We start from the raw sequence: 18,273 nt of genomic DNA, 5'->3' as shown, positions 1-18,273 counted from the left end.
GTTGACCTCAATACTTCGCTTTTGACAGGGAACGAATAAAATTAGAGTGTGAGCCCAGACTCCACAGTGCGCGTCTTCGTGATCGTTACTCATGGATCTTATACCTAAACGATTGGCGGAAAACTCCAAAGTTGGTGTATTGTTATGGGACTAACTACGTAGAGATTAAACATGTCCAAACTTGCTGAGTTTCGCCAACTCGAAAAACATCTTGCCGAACAACTCGAGGCTCTCGAAACACTGAAAGGCGATGCTGGCCTCAAAAAGGAAATAGAGTTTGAATCGAAGCTGCGCGCTCTGCTTGCTGAATACGGTTACAGCCTGTCTAACATCATCAACTTGTTGGATCCTCAGACTGGCCGCAGCACTCCAGTAGTGAAATCCAAAGCTGGCACTCGTAAACCACGTCAGGTGAAGGTCTACAAAAATCCGTACACTGGCGAGGTCATCGAAACCAAAGGTGGGAATCACAAAGGTCTGAAGGAGTGGAAGGCAGAACACGGCTCAGATACCGTTGAGTCCTGGCTGACCAAGTGATTTTGGTTTGAGTACAAAAGGGCCCTTCGAGGGCCCTTTTTGTATGTTATTTGAGATAGGTGGTTGATCTTCTCGGCGGAGAATTCAAGCATCTCCAGAGGCTCTTGAGTAACTCCTATCTGACGCTGAAATCTGTGCGTTTCTGGCCATAGAAGCTTAGTGTTAGCCAACTCCCCCAGATTACGACCCATCCTGACCGCCCCTGCTGAGTATCAAAACAATAACCTGATAAACAAGGACGGTTTTCCCCGTCGTATTAGCGACATCGACTTTAAAAACAGCCCCCCCCAGTTCATAGTTCCGTGCGTGGATGAGTGTTTGTATTACTTAAGCTGAGAGCTAGAGAATATCCCTAGGCACGACCGGAGCCACAAGCGTTTAATCGCACCGACGGGGCTAGTTGGCAAAGAGACCGACAACACCTTTGCCGACACTAGTCAGTTCGACAGGATCACCCAGCGCATCAATGGTGACCAGAATGGAGTGGCCGATCGGCAAGCGTTGTATGCCCAAGCGCTCAAGGTGTTGGCGTGATGGCGGATACGGTGCTGGGTGCTGCTGATCATCCTTGCCCTGATGGTGGGCAGCGCGTGAACTGCATGGCCGTGGCAGGCCACGCCTACGATGAGCAATTGGTCGCCAAGGAAGCTGCCCACCAAACCAAGTTCACCCTTCTGGCCAATGCCAGCCCCACGCGGGTTCTGGCAGAGCAGGGCAAGTTCCTTACGCTGGAGCAATCGCTGGCAGCCAGTGACCGATCCTATTGCCGAACTCTGACCGATGCAAAAACCAAACAATCACGCCTGGGTGATCGCTTGCTACTGCCGACCAGCGGCTTTAAGTCCAACTCGACGGAGCTACGAATGGTTGTGACGCATTGCAACCTACCACCGGTGCCGGCGGCATGGCTTATGGTGCCCTTAGAACCCAACTTGTTCCAGCGCATGCCCAACGAATTATCGGAGTCTACGGCGACGGCGATTAGGGACTAATCGCGTTGCAAGCCTGCAAAGGCTACGCGAGAGAAGTCTCTGGTAAGAAGTCAAAAGAGCTGAGGTTTTAGAAAATTTGTTCCCAAAGCTTGCTAGGATAGCTTGGCTAAAATCTCGTTTTACCATAGGAACAGCGGGGATAATGATAATTACACGTTTTATGACGTGAATCTCAAAAGGGGAATCTTATGGTTGGAAAGCCTACGGATGATAGTCCAAACACACCTTCTCAACCCAGTGAAGGCATTCCTGCTCCTACTGGAGCGGCCAATCTTATCGATACTGACTATGTCATTGGTCAAGACAACATCAAGGGAGAGTTTTCGTTCTCACTCGATATCCACGGTAAAGTTTTCATCATTTCAGCAGCCACCATTTTACTATTCGTGATTTTGACGCTGGCATTGCAGAATGAAGTAGAACCCCTTTTTAGCTCCATTCGAAACTGGCTAACCAGCCATCTAGCCTGGCTCTTCATGAGCATTGCGAACGTTTTTGTCTTGCTATGCATTGCACTTATTTTCTCTCCGCTGGGCAAGGTTCGTTTGGGCGGTAGAGATGCCAAACCAGACCATAGTTACGTCGGTTGGTTTTCAATGCTTTTTGCTGCGGGGATGGGCATTGGGTTGATGTTTTATGGGGTAGCCGAACCCATGTCGCATTACGCGGCTTCAATGGGAGGTGTGACAGTCGATGCGAGCGGTTTACGCACGGATTGGGCGCCCCTAGGAGGTGCCGAAGGTGATATGAAGGCATCTGCTGACTTGGCGATGGCGGCTACCATCTTTCACTGGGGACTCCATCCTTGGGCTATATACGCGATTGTGGCGCTGTCTTTAGCATTGTTTTCTTATAATAAAGGCTTGCCGCTTTCAATACGCTCAATTTTTTATCCACTATTGGGTGAGCGTGTCTGGGGATGGCCGGGACATATCATCGATATACTAGCGGTATTTGCCACGCTATTTGGTTTGGCGACCTCTTTAGGGATTGGCGCAGAACAGGCTGCTGCAGGGATTGAATATCTCTTCGGAATTCAATCGACGAATCTGAGCAAGGTTGTACTGATTGTTGGGATCACCATAATCGCTCTTTGGTCAGTCCTTTCCGGCTTGGACAAGGGCGTCAAAATGCTTTCCCAGATCAATATGGGGCTTGCGCTGCTCTTGTTGGTGTTCGTCATCATTGTGGGGCCGACCCTGGCTATTTTCACCGGATTCTTTAAAAATCTGGTGACTTATGTTGAATATTTGCCTGCGCTCTCAAACCCATTTGGACGTACTGATATCGAGTTCACTCAAGGCTGGACTGCCTTCTACTGGGCTTGGTGGATCAGTTGGTCACCATTTGTAGGCATGTTTATCGCTCGCGTCAGTCGTGGGCGAACTGTCAGAGAGTTTCTGATTTCTGTTCTACTTGTGCCTTCAGTAGTTTCTGTATTATGGATGACTACGTTTGGCGGTACGGCAATTGACCAAGTGACCACTCAAAGCCTTATGGGAGTCAAGGACGCGGTCTTAGAGCTGAAGTTGTTCGCCATGCTGGGAGAGCTCCCCCTCAAGGAGATCAGCTCATTCCTAGGTATTATTCTGGTCATAGTGTTCTTTATTACTTCCTCTGACTCCGGCTCATTGGTGATCGATACCATCACAGCTGGAGGCAAGGTTGACGCGCCTGTTCCTCAACGGGTGTTCTGGGCGGTAATCGAAGGCGTGATTGCGATTGCTCTGCTATTGGGGGGCGGTCTGGTGGCACTGCAGGCAATGGCAGTATCCACGGGGTTGCCTTTCGCAATAGTTCTAATGATAGGGTGTATCTCTCTAGTGAAAGGACTAATGTCTGAGCCTCGCTAGTCAGTATGAGCTAGGCTATAGGTAAGATTGACCTCAAGCTTCAAGGTGTAACATATCTATCTGCTTGCACCTTGAAGCTATTAACTTGGTTCAATTCCATAACTCACCGACAGGTGTGAGTGGCGAGTAGTGAGTTGCTATCTGCGCCTGCAACAACTCGGCAGTCGCGAGAGCATCGGTTAATGCATGATGAGCGTGATAAGCCGGCAGGTTCAACCTAGAGCGACTGTCTGCCAGCCGTATGGACTGTTGCTTGCGTCCAATCAGTCGGCCGAACCAGCTAATTTTTTGCCTATGGAAGTGTGCCTCTAACTGCATCGTATCGATTACTGGAAACTTAAGGCCTTCACCTAAATACCTACGCACTGCCTGATCCAAGAAGGCGCGCTCAATATTCCGGTAATGGACGACAATCACTCTGCCCGCCATGGCTTCAAGCAAAGGATCAAGCACCTGCGCAAACACAGGGGCATCTAAAATTTCGGCATGGGTTATGTGATGAAAGGTCACTGACTTTTCATTCAGTTCGGACGATGGTTTTATCACCCAGTAGAGTGAATTTCCGCAACAAATACGATTAAGCGTGAACGGCATAACACCAATACTCACGATGCTGTGGGACTGTGAGTCAAGGCCGGTAGTCTCTACGTCCATGGCCAGCAGTTGAACGCTCTCAATGGGTGCCAGCGCTGAAACCGCGCCAGCTTGATAGAACTTTCGTAATAGAGGATTAACCGAAATCTTCGCCAATGTCTCGAACTCGGCAGACCAGTCCAGCACTCTATTTTCAGGCTGCTTTTTTAGATTTTTCATCGCTAAAAGCGGCCCTTTGAAGGATATCGGAATCGCAAGAAATTTTGGCCATTGCTCAACACCTGAAACGCTTCTTTGAGGTTATGTCGTTCACTGCTAGAAAAGCGCTCGGGCTCAATGTAGTTATTGAGTGATGCCCCCTGTTCAAGTGCGTCCGCCTGGTGTCGAATACGCACCATCGACAGGAACTCTAGTGCGTACCGAAGTTGCTTTAATGCTTCTGGAGGAATGACTTTACTGCGGGCTATAGCATTCATGCGATCAAATGAATTCTGAGCGGTACTGCCACATGCTAGTGCATGAATCCGGATAAGGTCGGTCAGCGGTGCCGTGCCACGCCCTTTAAGGTTGATGATCCTTTTTTGCTGTCCGTCAGTCTCAACGACAAAAGTACGAAAGAATCCTAATGGCGGCGTTCGATTAAGGGCAATACGAGCCATTGCGCTTAGAAATACAGGGTGTGTACTGGCTTTTCGAGCGCAAAGGTCTTTAAGCTCTTGTACCAACTCAAGCTTGCCAAAAACCCCATCCAGATCGAAAAAAATACAGCTATTAAGCAACGTAGTTGGATTAGGTTTTTCGATCCACTGATCGAAGTAACTTCGCCATACCTTCAAAGGCTGTCGCCACTGCTCGTTGGTCGCCATGACCCCGCCCTTGCAGTAGCTGTAACCGCACGCGGCCAGTCCATCGCTAACAAACGTTGCCAGGGCTCGGAAGTAAGAGTCGTGTTGGATCGGATCGAAGCTGTCGTCGAGTACTAACGCGTTGTCCTGGTCAGTCACTAACAACTGCTCATCACGCGCCATTGATCCCAAAACCATAAAGCAGTAAGGCACTGGAGGCGCGCCTAACTTTTTCTCGGCCAGCTCAAGCAAACGCTGGGTAAAGGCACGGCCAATACCTGAAATCGCGCTTCCGATCATGTGCGCAGTAGCCCCGTCACGCACCATGCGGATATAGGTTCCTCGCAGGTCACGCAAAAGTGATCTCAGGCCTTCAACTGAGGTCTGGTTAGAGATTCTGTTAACCAGGTACAAACTGCTATGCGATTCGTACCTGATAATATCCGACAGGTTTATAAGGCCAATTGGATTACCATCGTGCACAACCGGCAAGTGATGAATATTGCGGCGCAACATCACAAGCATGGCTTCAAAAACTGAATCATCGGAGCCAATTACAACCGGATCGACTGTCATAATGTCGCTGGCACGAGTTTCGTCAGCGTTTAGGCCCACTGCAACAAATCGCGTGCGAAGGTCTCTATCTGTGACGATCCCTTCTATTTCAGCCGTCTTTAAACCTGCTGGAGACATGACTAGAACGCAGGATACACTTTGCTCAGTCATGATTTTTGCAGCTCCGCCGACAGAGATATCTGACGTGACCCACACCAAGGGACGTGAGATAAGGGCGCGACATTTGAGCTGAATAAGCTCACTAGCACGCCCCTGAGCTTCAACAGCAGTTTTGAGTCTCGAGTTTCCCTCTGCTTCAACGAAGTCAGCGAAAGCATCATGTTGCGTACAAAGGTCAGCGAAAACGTCGGCAGGGATGTAATAGATCAGGCTATCTTCCAACGCTCGGGCGGGAAAGCGTACCTTGTTGCTACGTAACAGACCTGCCTGACCGAATAGGTCACCTTCGACGAGACGGTCATAGAGCTCACCATTACGCCGGTAAATCTCCACCGCACCACTACGAACATAATGCAGATCCTGAATGGTCGCACCGGCTTCAAGAATGTCACTGCCGGCTTTGAAATAACTCACTTCAATTCGCCGAGCGATGGCGTCTACCGACTCCTTTGGCAGGGCATCAAAAGGAGCGAAACGATAGAGGTGGTCGCTAATCTCCTGTAACTCAATCTGCATGAAACCTCGTGATGCTGGAAAAATAAAAGTCGCGAGCGCCATAGTTGGCGAATGGGAATAGTCTTTCTGTATCGGCAACCACATCACATCCGGTGACTAGGATCAAGCTTCGTGGCTGACTTACGTTATGCGTTGTAACCACTTTGAGTAACTGCGTACGGTAATTTTTGCGATACCTAGAGGATCAATATTAATCGCCCCGGCTTTCTGAGGTGTTCAGCAATCACTATTCGCCTAGAGGTGGCCCTCCTGAAATGCGGCAACCAGCCAAAAGCGGACTGATCGAACCTTGCCTCATCTTGTGTCCTTTTGAGGCTTCGATATCTCTAGGAGAGCCGGGGCGGATTCAGGGGCTGAAATCCTATACGGGTCTCGACAGGGTCTTTGATCGCCTTTAGGGGGCGCTCAGAGTCTCAGGTGACACCTTTGAAATCCATGTCTTTTACCACCACTTATATGCAGGAGATGCAAAATGAGCATTGATTGGATCAACTTCACGCCTTGGACTTCATTAGCTGGAGGCGCCTTGATAGGGCTGGCTGCTAGCTTGTTTGTTCTCGCGAATGGACGCATCGCCGGCATCAGTGGACTGCTTGGAAGCGTGCTGCGATTCGATAGTGAGGGTTGGAGTGAGAAGGCGTTATTTCTTCTTGGTCTACTAATTTCTCCGTTGTTGTGGGGAGCGTTTACCGTAATGCCAGAGATCGAGATTAAGGCAGGGTGGCCGACGCTGATCATTGCGGGCTTGCTTGTCGGAGTGGGTACTCGTTACGGATCTGGTTGTACAAGCGGCCATGGCGTTTGCGGGATCTCTCGACTCTCAGCACGATCCATCACGGCAACGATGTGCTTTATGTTTGCTGGCTTTGCAACGGTGTACGTCATCCGTCATGTGGTGGGAGCATGAAAATGATCAAGTTGACCGCCTTTTTTTCAGGACTGATCTTCGGCCTTGGTCTTCTCCTGGCAGGCATGGCGAATCCCGCCAAAGTATTAGCTTTTCTTGATTTGGCCGGGGCCTGGGATCCATCACTCGCACTGGTGATGGGTGGGGCCATCGCGGTGGCGATTATTCCCTTGAATTGGGCGCGCAAAAACAAACAATCCTTGTTGGGTGCCCCGATGCAGTTTCCAATGAAAAGGGAGTTGGATTCCCGCTTGATTGGCGGCAGCCTGTTGTTCGGTATAGGTTGGGGTCTTGCGGGGATCTGCCCTGGGCCAGCGTTAACAATTCTGCTTACAGGGCACGGCCAAATCATCATATTCGTATTGGCCATGTTGGCCGGAATGTACTTGTTTAACCTATTAGAACGTAGCGCACGACCCGATTAGGCTGAAACCGTGGACACGATACTGGGAGCACAGTCAGACTCTCAAACCTGCTGACCAGATCGATAACACGTATTTCCGGCCAATGAATATTTGATGTCCGGGCTGAACGATTCACAAGTCTTCATTTTCGCTGAGCGATTCTTGCTGGCCTGGAACCGAATAAAACTTTCGCTGATGGCGTTTAGCTTTTGATTGAATGATCCGGACTATGCTGCAAATTCCAATACCCAACTCGACCCTCGCGCAGAATCTGACAACCAAAACTGACCGATTGAAAAACCAAACAAGCACGCCTTCGTGACCGCTTTGCTGCTGATCTGCGGCTGTCAGTCCCACTCGATGTCACCGCCACAACCGGTTGTGACTGACCACAACTGCGGCGTGGTTTATTGCGCCCATAGAGCCCAACTTGACCGAGCTCATGCTAGACGAATCGTCGGCGACCATGGGCTGATCGCCCTGAAAACCTACCCAGGAAGTATCGGCAAGTAAAAAAAGGAGTGATGGAATCAACATGTTTTGGAGGTGCTGTCTTTAGATTCTGAACCAGTTAGTTGATCGAACCAAACAAAGCGCTATAAGGAGCTTGCCCCTTTAGCCTCAGTCTGTAGTTCGGGTTTTTGTACTATAATTACTCTAGGCGAAAGGGTTGTAGGTTGCAGCAAGTCTATTGTGCTGCTCTGTTTTTAAGGTCTAGTCAGATACTTTGATTAGCTGATGCTCAGGTGTCTAGGTATGTTGAATGATGTCACTAATCTGAATAGTTATCTTAATGGCTATTGGTCAGTAATGGAGGTTCAGATTGTACCAGCATCGTGCTACCAAAACGAAAGCGGGCTTAGCAGCCATCGCGTTTCTATTGATCACGCTCGTGCCTATGTGGGGCACGCTCCATGCTTGGCTTGATCAAGAGAACGTTTTGGTAGAAAAAGCTGCGGGTAGTGATGCTATGAATCTTGCCGTTGCATTCGATGTGCACGTTCAAAGCGTGGTTCGTTTTGTAGATACTTTAACTCAAGATTTGCGTGAGCATGCTGTTAAAGATCGTAATGATTTTGGGCGCATAGTTAAAGAGGAACTTGTACTTTATGGGAACATGGTTGCTCAAGTTGCGCTGATTTCTCCGGAGGGGATGCTAGTTTATTCGTCGCTAGCCCCAGCCTTTGGCGCGGTAGATTTGAGTGGTCGCGATCATTTTCGCGTCCATCGTGATAACCCTTCAAAAGATAAGTTATTTATTAGTAAGCCCGTGTTTGGCAGGGTTTCTGGTATTTGGTCTATACAGTTCACTCGGCCAATAATTGAGGGTGATAAGTTCTCAGGGGTCGTGGTAGTGTCAATCCCTATGTCTTTCTTCTCGGATTTTTATAAAAAAATTAATGTTGGGACTAATGGTTTGATTGCTCTTGTAGGTATGGATCGTGTTCCTCGTGCAGTGGCATCAAAGGATAGTGGCGCTATTAATTTTGGCGAGCTATTGCTTTTGAAAAGTGCGCCATATTTTGTTAAGGAAGCGTTGCCTGAAGGGCTGTATAGAGGAATTAGTGCATTCGATGGGTCTGAGAGCTTGACCGCATACCGTCGTTTAGAAGACGCCGGCTTGGTTGTTCTTGTTCAGCTTTCACCTGAAGATTATTTGATGTCATCTGGTAAGCGTCATAGAGTGCTAATTTTTTGTGCAAGTGCTGTCACGATATTGCTACTGTCTTTTGCTTTGTTGATATATTCCACCGTGTGGCAGCATTTGAAGGATGCAAAAGCCCTCAAGCAGGCTCACAAAACTCTTCGGGAACTTGTAAATGTTGATATTTTAACTGGCGCACTGAGCAGGAGCCATTTTTTAGAAGTCCTTGAGAAGGAGTTCAGGGATTCAGAATCCTGCGGTACGAAGTTAAGCTTGATATTGATTGATATTGATTATTTCAAGCAAGTAAATGATACGTATGGGCATCCGATTGGAGATATTGTTCTGAAACAGGTGGTTGCTGTGTGTTGCACCGAACTTCGAGCACATGATAGTTTTGGGCGGCTAGGGGGGGAGGAGTTTGGTGTGATCCTCCCATGTACGGATGGGGCAAGCGCCGTCGGTGTTGCAGAGAAGTTACGGCTGGCGATTGAAAGTTCAAAGATTTCAACAAGTAAAGGTCTAGTTCGGGTGACTGTTAGCATGGGTGTAGCATTTACGCTGCCCTCGGGAGATACCCCAAGTAAGTTAGTTGTTAGAGCGGATGATGCGCTTTACTGTGCAAAACAAGCTGGTCGTAATAGGGTCTGTTCTGCTCGTGGTAATGATGACGCTTCGCAAGTTACGACACTGTCGACAAATGACTCTTAGTGTTTGGCGGCAAGGTTAAGCGGATTGAATAAAGTAGGCGTGGCTTTTATTTTTCAAGGAAAGTTACAGCCTGCGCGAAGCGGCTATTTATTGGAGCTGTTTTACACCTTGGTCGTGTTGACGCGATGGAGGACTCATAGAGTTTGGTGGCAGCTTGTTCGTTGTTGCCAATGGGCCGCATTCCGAGCGCAGACGGATTACCAGGTGCAAAATACCCTATGGAAATACTTATTAAGCTTTTCATATTAGCTGCCGATACCCTTGACACAGGGCAAGGGATCTATCTAAATGAGAAACAATCAACCGGTCACGCAGCGCGAGATTGCCTTGGGAGCGCAACAAAAACTTATTTCTACAACTGATGCACGAGGTGTCATTACGTATTGCAATGATGCTTTTGTCGAGATCAGCGGTTTCAATAAGTCAGATCTTATAGGCGCGCCCCAAAATATCGTCCGACATCCCGATGTCCCCTCTGCCATATTTGCTCATATGTGGGGCGCTCTCAAACAGGGCCAGCCTTGGATGGGTATCGTAAAGAACCGAACTAGCAGTGGCGACCATTACTGGGTGAATGCTTATGTCACTCCAATTTTCGAGGGCAGCCAGGTAATTGGTTATGAATCGGTCAGGGTTAAGCCTACGACCGATCAAATTCGACGCGCAGAGAACCTTTACAATCGCCTAAACCTAGGCAAGTCGGCTATCCCCAGCAGTGACAAATGGAAACCTATCCTCATGGACTGGCTACCACTTTTGGCTATGGGGCTAGTGGGCTCCTTAGGGGGAGTATTTTTCAGTACTTCTCTGGCATTAACCTTGGCGGTATTAATATCTGTTCTCTTCGGGTTGATTGTTTCGCGTCAGAAAAATCAAGGGGCGCTGCATCTGTTGAAAATGGCTGACCCCACAACCTCGGATCAGTTAATTGCACAGATGTATAGCGATGAGCGCGGCCCACAGGCGCGGCTTGAAACCGCATTTGTGAGCCAGACATCGAGGCTCAAGACTTGCCTTACTCGTTTGCAAGACACCGCAGAGCAGCTCACTGGTCTGGCTGAAAGGTCGGATAACCTTGCCTCAGATAGCTCGCGCGGACTTGAACGTCAGCGAGTCGAGACTGAGCAAGTGTCAGCTGCAGTTAGTCAGATGGCTGCGACCACGCAGGAGGTCGCAACCCACGTTCAGAGAACCGCTAGCGCTACTCAAGAAGCCAATGAGCTAACAGGGCGGGGCCGTGATGTAGCTCGAGATACCCGTGAGGCAATCCAACGCCTCTCGATCGTTGTCGGAGAGACTGGCCAAGCGGTTGCACAGTTAGCTAAAGACAGCAATGAAATCGGAACGGTTGTCGATGTCATTAAAGGTATTGCCGATCAAACCAACTTGCTTGCTTTGAATGCCGCGATCGAAGCTGCACGTGCTGGAGATATGGGCCGAGGCTTTGCTGTGGTTGCAGACGAGGTGCGTCAGTTGGCACAACGCACCACTCAGTCAACTATTCAAATTCATAGCCTGATCTCCAAGCTGCAAACCTCGTCAAATAGTGCTGTTAAAACCATGGAGAATGGACATCGCCAAGCTGAAGAAGGAGTCGCCTGGGTACTAGAAGCTGACAAGGCATTGGTCGGTATTAGTGATGCGGTAGCTCACATTACTGATATGACCACCCAGATCGCCGCAGCGACTGAAGAGCAAACTGCCGTTGCAGAGGAGATTAGTCGCAACATTACGACCATCGCAAATCTTGCAGATCAAACATCTCAACAAGCAAGAAGCTCGGCAGAGCTCAGCAAAGAATTAACTCAAACAGCGACGACCCAGTACTCATTGGTCGAACGATTCAACCGGTAACAAACGAACCTTCTCTACAAAAGCCCGCTCTGTGCGGGCTCTCAATTGCGCTCTTAGCCTGGCTCTGATCTCAAGGTTTTGCGAGAGCAAATCCAAGGTTTAGAGGGGCTTGTTGATAGCGGTGCCAATCAGCTAACCCTCTCCCATGCTGAGCGAAAAGTGTCCCGGTTTCTGTCAGAAGCCTTCGCCCAGTTACCGATGTGACTCGTGCTTACACGTGGTAAATACCGCGAGCTGACTGGCAGGTTACAGCGCAAGGAAGCATGCAAGTGACCGATAACTGTCTTTGGCCAGCGACAGCTCTGGGTCGAGGCTGACTGCCGGTGGGCAACCGCTATACTGATTTGACTACTGAGAGGGCGGGTATTGATGAAGAGGACAATTCTGGGAATGACTGAGGCTGGCGAGCCGTTGATCTTAGAGGCCTTAGAAGCTCTGCGTCTTTATCGCGAGGCTAAAACTTTAGGCCGCCCTCAAGAAGAAATTGATCAACTGAAAATATTGGCTGATTCGCTAGTCCAGACAGTAACCGATTATCAGCTTTTAGCGGCTGGTGCTGACTTCATAACGCTTCACTAGAATGGATTACACTTGAGAAATGCGAGCTTGGAGAGTGTCTAGAAAAGCCGGAGCGATTTATTTGCGTACGGGCTTAGAGCGCGGCTAGTAAACGTTCGAGCTGCTCACGTTCCCAAGCACCCAGTAGGTCGACAGGATCAGCTCCTTCCCGCTGCCAGAGCTCAAGTGTCCCGACTCTGCCATCAGGCGATCGGCAGTACTCGCAGTAGTCCAGGGTGTCACAGTCGTTGAAGAGTGTGAGCTGCCAGCCATCAATCTCCACGGGCATGAGGCCGTGATAGATCTCATTCCATGACTGGATAGAGCTTCTCATCATGATGCGTTTGCCGAGTGCTACGTCAGTCAGCACCTGGGAGACCTCGTTGGCGGGGAGAGGAGAGGTTGTGTTCAAATCATTCTGTGTGCGAGTCATCGCTTGCCCATCGCTAGGCTGTGGTATGAAGTCACGTCAACGGGGAGGTCAATCCTTCGGCCCAATGGGCCCTGCTCATCAATCAGCTAAGCATTTCCTTAACGATGGCAGCCACATTTCTAGCATCGTCTATCCCACGGTGATAGGTACCCATCCAAATCAAGCCCAACGACTCTACAGTTTGCTTAAGTGATTTTGGCCGATTGTCATACAAGCCTGCATGCCATTTCCAAGCATTGAAATGGGTCAAGCCTTCGAGTAGGGGAGGGCATGCAGCAAAACCTGCGTCTCGCTCAAGCTGCCTTGCATCATAGTCACCCCACGATGCCCAAGCAGCGTTTGGATATCGCGCAATAAGCGCTCCTAGCTCCTGGCCAACCTCCACATAGCTTCGTGCGCTATCTACATCCTCTTGACGAATTGACGTAAGTTTTTTACAGAAAGCGGTCAGGATAGGATTGATCTGAGGTCGAACGAAGCGCTGGAACTCATCGACGACCTCAAACGTTTCCAAATCGATCACCACCAGGCCAATTTCGATCGTTTCCATTTGATCAGGGGGGACTGCTAGCGGCCTTAGTTGTTCCGAATCCTCTACCTCATCACAGGTTGCCTCGAGATCTACGCAATAGAGGTAACGGTGTGGCGCGAGAAGGTTTTTGATGGCTTGGAGGTAAAGGAGCTTTGCTTCAATGATCATGGCATTGATGTCCTAACGTGATCTCTCAAAGGTACATCTAAAGGTGCATATAGCGATGCTCTGAAGGCGTTGATATGCATCGGTTCACTGACAAGCCAGATCGCATGATTCGGATCAAGGGTTAAGCACAAAGCCTAGATCAGCTTTGTTTGATTATCAATTGACTGTTAGGCTTAGATGTTAATGTTTCATAGCACAACTTGATTGCGTCCATTGTTTCGAGTAATTGCCAGCATAGCATTCCAATAATAGCGCATATGGCGATCCAGCCTGTAAGTGGGATTTTATCGCGCCAGAACGTGAATTTCTTCTGCTCGGCTACCCAGTCGATTTGGTATTGCCAGAAAAATTTGTAGTGAGCATACCAATCACTAAATAGTATTTGTTTACTCATTGATTTCGAGTAGTAGTCGGATTCAATGTCTTTGAGCTGATTGTGAAACTCAGTGTTTTTGGATTCATCTTGATTGTGTTCAACTGTACGATAAAGATCTCGAAGCGCGTTAAACATTTTGGTTATAGCTGCAGCGGTTTCCTCGTAAGCGCCTTTTTTTGAGTCGTAGACAGAAATGTAGATGCCTATCACTCCAAGCACTGTAAGTGCTGCAGATATGTTTTTTGCGGATAATGAGTCATTGACTAGGGCAAATATGCCCATGGCAGTAGAGAAAAAAGCAATTAGGCCTGGAACCTTGTCAACAATATCATAAGTTGCCCAATGTTTTCTTCCGCCGAAACCGACGTTGTAGCCGGTCTCGGCGATGCATTTTAAAAGAGCTGCTTTGTTCATATGGTTTCACTTATAGGCACAAGGGCTAGATCGCGAGCCACGACTACCCCATTTTTGAGAATGTAGCATTCCACTGCATGATCACCTTTAAAAGTAGTTGACTCATTGACTGTTTCGTAACCTGCATCATCAAAGATTTGACCTCGGATGCAATCACGCTTTTCAGCTTGTTCGCCAATGTTCAAGACCTTCCATTTGATCTCATATGGTGGAAGTACACTATTATTCGTAATGTGAAATTTCAGTTTTTTACGAGCCATCAGAGGGCTGCCCAGTGAAATCAGCTCGCTTAATAGGCGCTCTCGGAATCCGTTTTGAATTACATCACAGTCAATCGCAAGCGGATAGCGGATATCCACCGGAGCAATATCTTCAATGAACTGTTCTGTATTCCGGAAGCGGTAAGAACTCGAACTCACGCTTTCCATAGCAGCTTTGAACAATTGGTCTCTAGTACTAGGGAAGTCTCGCCCAAATATTTTTTTCCAACGATCGCCCTCATACGGTTTAGCTTCCGCCTCGATAGCATTCAGGCAGAGTTCATATGCCTTCTTTGCAGCTTTTTGGAATTTCTGCTTTACGCTAACGCGTTGACGACTTCCCAGTGCGGCCCAATAGTCTTGATTTGGAAGATCAGAGGCGTATAGAAAAAAGTCCCGGATCATACAGTCATGCCACCCGAAGCTTTTGTCAGCGTAAGTGCTGTTAGAGTTTAAGAAGTTATGAGCAAGCGTATCAATCAGTAAGCCACCGATGCCCAGGCCATGTTTGTTTTTCCAGGCCCTGATCATCTTACAAAGATAGCGAAGGTTGCCGTTGTTGTTGTCATTAGTTTTCTTGGTGGCTTCGATCTCTTCTCGCGGTTTAGTTATCTTCCAAGATCCGCCGTTATAGCTATCCGGATATTTGAAACTCCCGTCCAGCTGTTCGAATACGGGTTGAACTTCGATGTGGAAGCTCGCGAATGTAACACATACCACCAAGCGGTCGACGTAGATGTTTGTATTAGGGTAACGCTTCAGCAATGTATTTTTGACATCTGTTAGAAGGCTCGACTGTCCACCGACTTTGTTGTAGGTCGCCCACTCGGATGGCGGCATAATGTACAACATGTCGAGATCCGAGATGCCCTTGATTGCCGTCCAGCGACCATACGATCCGACTTGTAGGTTGTATCTTGAACGAGACTCCAGGCCACGGAACCGCTTGTTGAGAGACAAAGTGATCTCACCGTAACGCGTCTCGATAGTTTCGTGGTTAGTGATTTTTATATTGTCAAAAAAAGTGCGGAAATTAGTTGCAGTTGACATGGCAGTCTCGGTTTAGATTGTCCATAACATAAGGCCAGACGCAGCATGTAGCTGCTTTCCAGTTTTAGTCAAAAAAAGAATTCAGTAGCCGTCGTTCAACCGCGAGGTGGGGAGGGCAACCGGTAGTAGTAAAAAGTGTTCCAGTTCACTAGATAAGCCAGACACAAGATATGCCAACTTGCATGTGAAGTGCAAGGTGATTTCCCTGTAGAAACCTATTAGGTTTTGTGAATAAGTTTTGGACTTTTTTTCGTTTAACGTAAAGAAAATACTGATGTTTTTCTTGAGTCGGACAAAAAATGATTGCTGTATATTTTTTGTACTGTTCCATGCATTGCGAAACGTACGAACACAACATGTTGTTTTTTTCGGTGAAAAGCGGCCCTTGATTCTCCGTCCTCGGGATGAGCAATAAAAAAATCCTCATCAACGCTGACCGCTAAAGGGGGAGTGGCACGGCGTTTTCTGCGAGATTTCCCTTGCACGGCGAAGCTTGCTAGACAGCGGTCAGCATGCTACTTACCGACGCTGGAAAGTATGCCTCTGGAGCAGATTCTTGATGAATGATTTGATGCACTTGGAAGGCCAGGTGCGGGAGTGCTTCGGGCGTGCGGTCTACACTCACAAGACCCACGAGAAGATGGCCGATTCATGTGCGGACAAGCTAGGCTCCTTCAAGGTGGCTCAGCTAGTGGTATCTGCTCTAACGGCCTCTGGTGCTATTGCCGCCACATTATTCGAGCCGCAGTGGGTAAAGGTTTTCACTGCAGTATGTTCAGTTGCCACATTGGTAATTTCTGGCTACATGAAGGGGTTCGATCCTGGTGGTACGGCACAAAAACACCGGGATGCGGCGAGAAGCATTTGGCCTATCCGTGAGTCCTACCTCTCGTTACTCACCGATATCAAGGCGGGTCAAATCACCTACGAGCTTGGCGCAAAACGAAGGGATGACCTTCAGGCAAAGCTCGCCACTATTTATAAAGGTGCTCCTCAGACTAATGGCAAAGCCTACCTCAAAGCGCAAGAAGCCTTGAAGCTCAATGAGGAATACACCTTTTCAGAGCAGGAAATTGATTGCTTTGTGCCTCCCTCGCTTCGCAAAGGAGGCAAGCAGTGAGCCTGGCAACCTCCGGCGATCTTTTCATCAGCGATCTGGCGAAGGCCTTGGACATCCCGCCTGAACGCTACGAAGCAGCTGATCGTAGTTACCGCTCCGTATGTGATTGGTTGGAGAGGCGGGAGTCTAAATTTTTCGGGATCGACATTCAGGCTTATACGCAAGGGTCATTTAGGCTTGGCACAGTCATTCGCCCGGTGAACGGTGAGGAGGACTATGATCTCGACGTCGTATTCGAGTTTGATCTGAGTAAGGCGCTCAATACGCAAGAGGACGTTTACGACGCTCTCGGTACCGAGCTTGTCGCCTATGCAAGGCGACATGGTATGCAAGCGCCGCTGGGCTGGGATCGATGCTGGACACTCAACTACGCGGATACTGCGCAATTCCACATGGACTTACTTCCGTCCGTGCCTGATGCGGATCGGCAGCGGGCTTTACGCGAGCAGCGGATGATTAGCCTCGCCCATGTTGAGGCTTCAATCTCAATCACTGACCGTACTCATGAAAACTACCAAGTCCGTTCTGATGATTGGCCCTCTAGCAATCCAAGGGGCTACGCTGACTGGTTCTATGCGCGGATGAAGCCGGTTTTTGACCAACGGCGCCGGGCAATGATGCTGGCTGAGGCGAAGGCAGATGTGGAAGACATTCCCGCATTCCGTGTTAAAACGCCTTTACAGGCCGCCATACAGCTGCTGAAACGCCATCGCGATATGTGCTTCTCAGAATTAGAGGATGGCCGACCATCCTCTATCATCATCAGCACTCTTGCTGCCCACGCTTACAACCAGGAAGGTTCAGTCAGTGGAGCACTATTATCCATCCTAAGCTCAATGGATAAGTACATTCGAGAAAAGGATGGGGTGTTCTGGATTGAAAACCCATCTAACCCTCGCGAAAATTTTGCTGACAGTTGGGAGAACGAACCGGAACTAAAACAGGGATTTTATGATTGGCTAGAGACGGCTAGGTCGGATTTCTCCCAGGCTGTGCATCAAAGCGACATGGAATCGGTCATGGATATTCTTGCTCCTCGCATGGGGCGCACTTTGGTCGAGAGCGCAGCACATACCAGGAGCCAATCCGCAGTAGTTAGGTCGATAGCCAAGCGCAAAAATCCGACCCAAAGGCTCGCTGATGCGCCACACCGAAAACCGACCACGTGGCCGAAAATCCTTGGTGGAAAGGTTACGATCTTAGCTCGGTCATCCTTGAACGGGTTTCGTACCCTGCTCGTGTCCAGCGGGCGGCCTATTAGTAAGGGTTCTACTCTCGAGTTCATTGCGTCCACAGACGTGACACTTCCATACACTGTGTATTGGCAGGTGGTAAACACGGGACGTGAGGCTGCAAATGCAAAGGATCTTAGAGGGGGCTTTGAAAGCTCCACAACCGAAATGGGAAGCCTCTGGAAAGAGGAACACGCAGGTTATGCGGGCACTCACACTATCGAGTGCTTTATCGTGAAGGGGGACTACTGCATTGCTCGTAGCGGCCTATTCGTGGTGGAAATTCAGCATTGAGAGGAGCGCAGTGTGGAGGAATGACGGAAGCCTAAAAAGAAGAGCTCAACGACTTCTACGGAGCGCCGAGCTTTCGAGTTTTTGGCCGCACGAAGCCTATCAACCTTGATACCCGCTCACTCAGGCGTCATGAGCACCGGATATCCCGTCGATCACAATGTGCACTCGCCCTCGCTTGTGATCGAGTTCATTCGGTATTGTTACTGATTCCATGAAGCCATATGCCCTGATCGTTGGACGATC

15 protein-coding genes and 1 pseudogene are annotated in these 18,273 nt (G+C 49.0%); 11 read left to right on the top strand and 5 right to left on the bottom strand.

Going from position 1 to position 18,273, the window contains the following annotated elements; translation table 11 throughout:
* Positions 1-171: 171 nt before the first annotated feature.
* The 4 genes and pseudogenes from EQV96_RS11520 (at position 172) to EQV96_RS11505 (ending at position 3,382) form a co-directional block, all read left to right on the top strand.
* On the top strand, positions 172-537 hold the full coding sequence (locus tag EQV96_RS11520; RefSeq protein WP_095019784.1) for a histone-like nucleoid-structuring protein, MvaT/MvaU family: 366 nt from the start codon (positions 172-174) through the stop codon (positions 535-537).
* A gap of 417 nt (positions 538-954) precedes the next feature.
* Positions 955-1,071 (top strand): annotated as a pseudogene (locus EQV96_RS11515) (glycoside hydrolase family 19 protein); the annotation flags it as partial.
* Positions 1,071-1,529, top strand: a complete 459-nt coding sequence (locus EQV96_RS11510) for a hypothetical protein (protein ID WP_240882046.1) — start codon at positions 1,071-1,073, stop codon at positions 1,527-1,529. The pseudogene EQV96_RS11515 and the gene EQV96_RS11510, both read left to right, overlap by 1 nt.
* Before the next feature lie 188 nt (positions 1,530-1,717).
* Entirely contained in the window at positions 1,718-3,382 is a 1,665-nt protein-coding gene (locus EQV96_RS11505; RefSeq protein WP_095023404.1) for a BCCT family transporter, read from the top strand.
* 90 nt (positions 3,383-3,472) lie between these two features.
* Here the strand turns inward: EQV96_RS11505 and EQV96_RS11500 are convergent, their stop codons facing one another.
* Positions 3,473-4,195, bottom strand: coding sequence for a 3'-5' exonuclease (locus tag EQV96_RS11500; RefSeq protein ID WP_019822698.1), 723 nt, complete (start codon positions 4,193-4,195; stop codon positions 3,473-3,475).
* A 2-nt stretch (positions 4,196-4,197) separates the two neighbouring features.
* On the bottom strand, positions 4,198-6,072 hold the full coding sequence (locus EQV96_RS11495) for a DUF294 nucleotidyltransferase-like domain-containing protein (protein WP_240882045.1): 1,875 nt from the start codon (positions 6,070-6,072) through the stop codon (positions 4,198-4,200).
* A gap of 472 nt (positions 6,073-6,544) precedes the next feature.
* Between EQV96_RS11495 and EQV96_RS11490 the strand changes: the two genes are divergently transcribed.
* The 5 genes from EQV96_RS11490 to EQV96_RS11465 all read left to right on the top strand — a co-directional run bounded on the left by EQV96_RS11490 (position 6,545) and on the right by EQV96_RS11465 (position 12,172).
* Complete coding sequence (locus tag EQV96_RS11490) at positions 6,545-6,979, top strand: YeeE/YedE family protein (RefSeq protein WP_019822702.1); 435 nt, start codon at positions 6,545-6,547, stop codon at positions 6,977-6,979.
* A 2-nt stretch (positions 6,980-6,981) separates the two neighbouring features.
* Entirely contained in the window at positions 6,982-7,404 is a 423-nt protein-coding gene (locus tag EQV96_RS11485; RefSeq protein ID WP_240882044.1) for a DUF6691 family protein, read from the top strand.
* An 802-nt stretch (positions 7,405-8,206) separates the two neighbouring features.
* Complete coding sequence (locus EQV96_RS11475) at positions 8,207-9,739, top strand: diguanylate cyclase (RefSeq protein ID WP_240882043.1); 1,533 nt, start codon at positions 8,207-8,209, stop codon at positions 9,737-9,739.
* A gap of 288 nt (positions 9,740-10,027) precedes the next feature.
* Positions 10,028-11,593: a PAS domain-containing methyl-accepting chemotaxis protein gene (locus EQV96_RS11470; protein WP_133075647.1), complete on the top strand. Its 1,566-nt coding sequence runs from the start codon at positions 10,028-10,030 to the stop codon at positions 11,591-11,593.
* 369 nt (positions 11,594-11,962) lie between these two features.
* Positions 11,963-12,172: a hypothetical protein gene (locus EQV96_RS11465; RefSeq protein ID WP_048350899.1), complete on the top strand. Its 210-nt coding sequence runs from the start codon at positions 11,963-11,965 to the stop codon at positions 12,170-12,172.
* A gap of 494 nt (positions 12,173-12,666) precedes the next feature.
* Here EQV96_RS11465 and EQV96_RS11460 read toward each other — a convergent pair whose 3' ends face one another.
* From EQV96_RS11460 to EQV96_RS11450, 3 genes are all read right to left on the bottom strand, one after another.
* The gene (locus EQV96_RS11460; protein WP_203304655.1) at positions 12,667-13,284 is read right to left on the bottom strand and encodes a 3'-5' exonuclease; all 618 of its coding nucleotides are present in this window, start codon (positions 13,282-13,284) and stop codon (positions 12,667-12,669) included.
* Positions 13,285-13,423: 139 nt separating this feature from the next.
* Positions 13,424-14,074, bottom strand: a complete 651-nt coding sequence (locus tag EQV96_RS11455; protein ID WP_203304656.1) for an SLATT domain-containing protein — start codon at positions 14,072-14,074, stop codon at positions 13,424-13,426.
* Positions 14,071-15,384, bottom strand: coding sequence for a nucleotidyltransferase (locus tag EQV96_RS11450; RefSeq protein WP_203304657.1), 1,314 nt, complete (start codon positions 15,382-15,384; stop codon positions 14,071-14,073). The genes EQV96_RS11455 and EQV96_RS11450 overlap by 4 nt, the downstream gene beginning before the upstream one ends.
* A gap of 559 nt (positions 15,385-15,943) precedes the next feature.
* Here EQV96_RS11450 and EQV96_RS11445 point away from each other — a divergent pair.
* The gene (locus tag EQV96_RS11445) at positions 15,944-16,504 is read left to right on the top strand and encodes an SLATT domain-containing protein (RefSeq protein ID WP_203304658.1); all 561 of its coding nucleotides are present in this window, start codon (positions 15,944-15,946) and stop codon (positions 16,502-16,504) included.
* Positions 16,501-18,030, top strand: a complete 1,530-nt coding sequence (locus EQV96_RS11440; RefSeq protein ID WP_203304659.1) for a nucleotidyltransferase — start codon at positions 16,501-16,503, stop codon at positions 18,028-18,030. The genes EQV96_RS11445 and EQV96_RS11440 overlap by 4 nt, the downstream gene beginning before the upstream one ends.
* Positions 18,031-18,273: the final 243 nt, after the last annotated feature.

The organism is Pseudomonas sp. TMW22080, assembly GCF_022496745.1.
GTDB classification, from domain to species: Bacteria; Pseudomonadota; Gammaproteobacteria; order Pseudomonadales; family Pseudomonadaceae; genus Aquipseudomonas; species Aquipseudomonas bubulae.
This window is presented reverse-complemented; position numbering and strand designations above follow the sequence as displayed.

Bases quoted from the DNA above. Each gene is read 5' to 3' on its own strand.
- EQV96_RS11520 (WP_095019784.1), top strand. From the start codon at position 172: ATGTCCAAACTTGCTGAGTTTCGCCAACTCGAAAAACATCTTGCCGAA.
- EQV96_RS11510 (WP_240882046.1), top strand. From the start codon at position 1,071: ATGGCGGATACGGTGCTGGGTGCTGCTGATCATCCTTGCCCTGATGGT.
- EQV96_RS11505 (WP_095023404.1), top strand. From the start codon at position 1,718: ATGGTTGGAAAGCCTACGGATGATAGTCCAAACACACCTTCTCAACCC.
- EQV96_RS11500 (WP_019822698.1), bottom strand. From the start codon at position 4,195: ATGAAAAATCTAAAAAAGCAGCCTGAAAATAGAGTGCTGGACTGGTCT.
- EQV96_RS11495 (WP_240882045.1), bottom strand. From the start codon at position 6,072: ATGCAGATTGAGTTACAGGAGATTAGCGACCACCTCTATCGTTTCGCT.
- EQV96_RS11490 (WP_019822702.1), top strand. From the start codon at position 6,545: ATGAGCATTGATTGGATCAACTTCACGCCTTGGACTTCATTAGCTGGA.
- EQV96_RS11485 (WP_240882044.1), top strand. From the start codon at position 6,982: ATGATCAAGTTGACCGCCTTTTTTTCAGGACTGATCTTCGGCCTTGGT.
- EQV96_RS11470 (WP_133075647.1), top strand. From the start codon at position 10,028: ATGAGAAACAATCAACCGGTCACGCAGCGCGAGATTGCCTTGGGAGCG.
- EQV96_RS11465 (WP_048350899.1), top strand. From the start codon at position 11,963: ATGAAGAGGACAATTCTGGGAATGACTGAGGCTGGCGAGCCGTTGATC.
- EQV96_RS11460 (WP_203304655.1), bottom strand. From the start codon at position 13,284: ATGATCATTGAAGCAAAGCTCCTTTACCTCCAAGCCATCAAAAACCTT.
- EQV96_RS11455 (WP_203304656.1), bottom strand. From the start codon at position 14,074: ATGAACAAAGCAGCTCTTTTAAAATGCATCGCCGAGACCGGCTACAAC.
- EQV96_RS11450 (WP_203304657.1), bottom strand. From the start codon at position 15,384: ATGTCAACTGCAACTAATTTCCGCACTTTTTTTGACAATATAAAAATC.
- EQV96_RS11445 (WP_203304658.1), top strand. From the start codon at position 15,944: ATGAATGATTTGATGCACTTGGAAGGCCAGGTGCGGGAGTGCTTCGGG.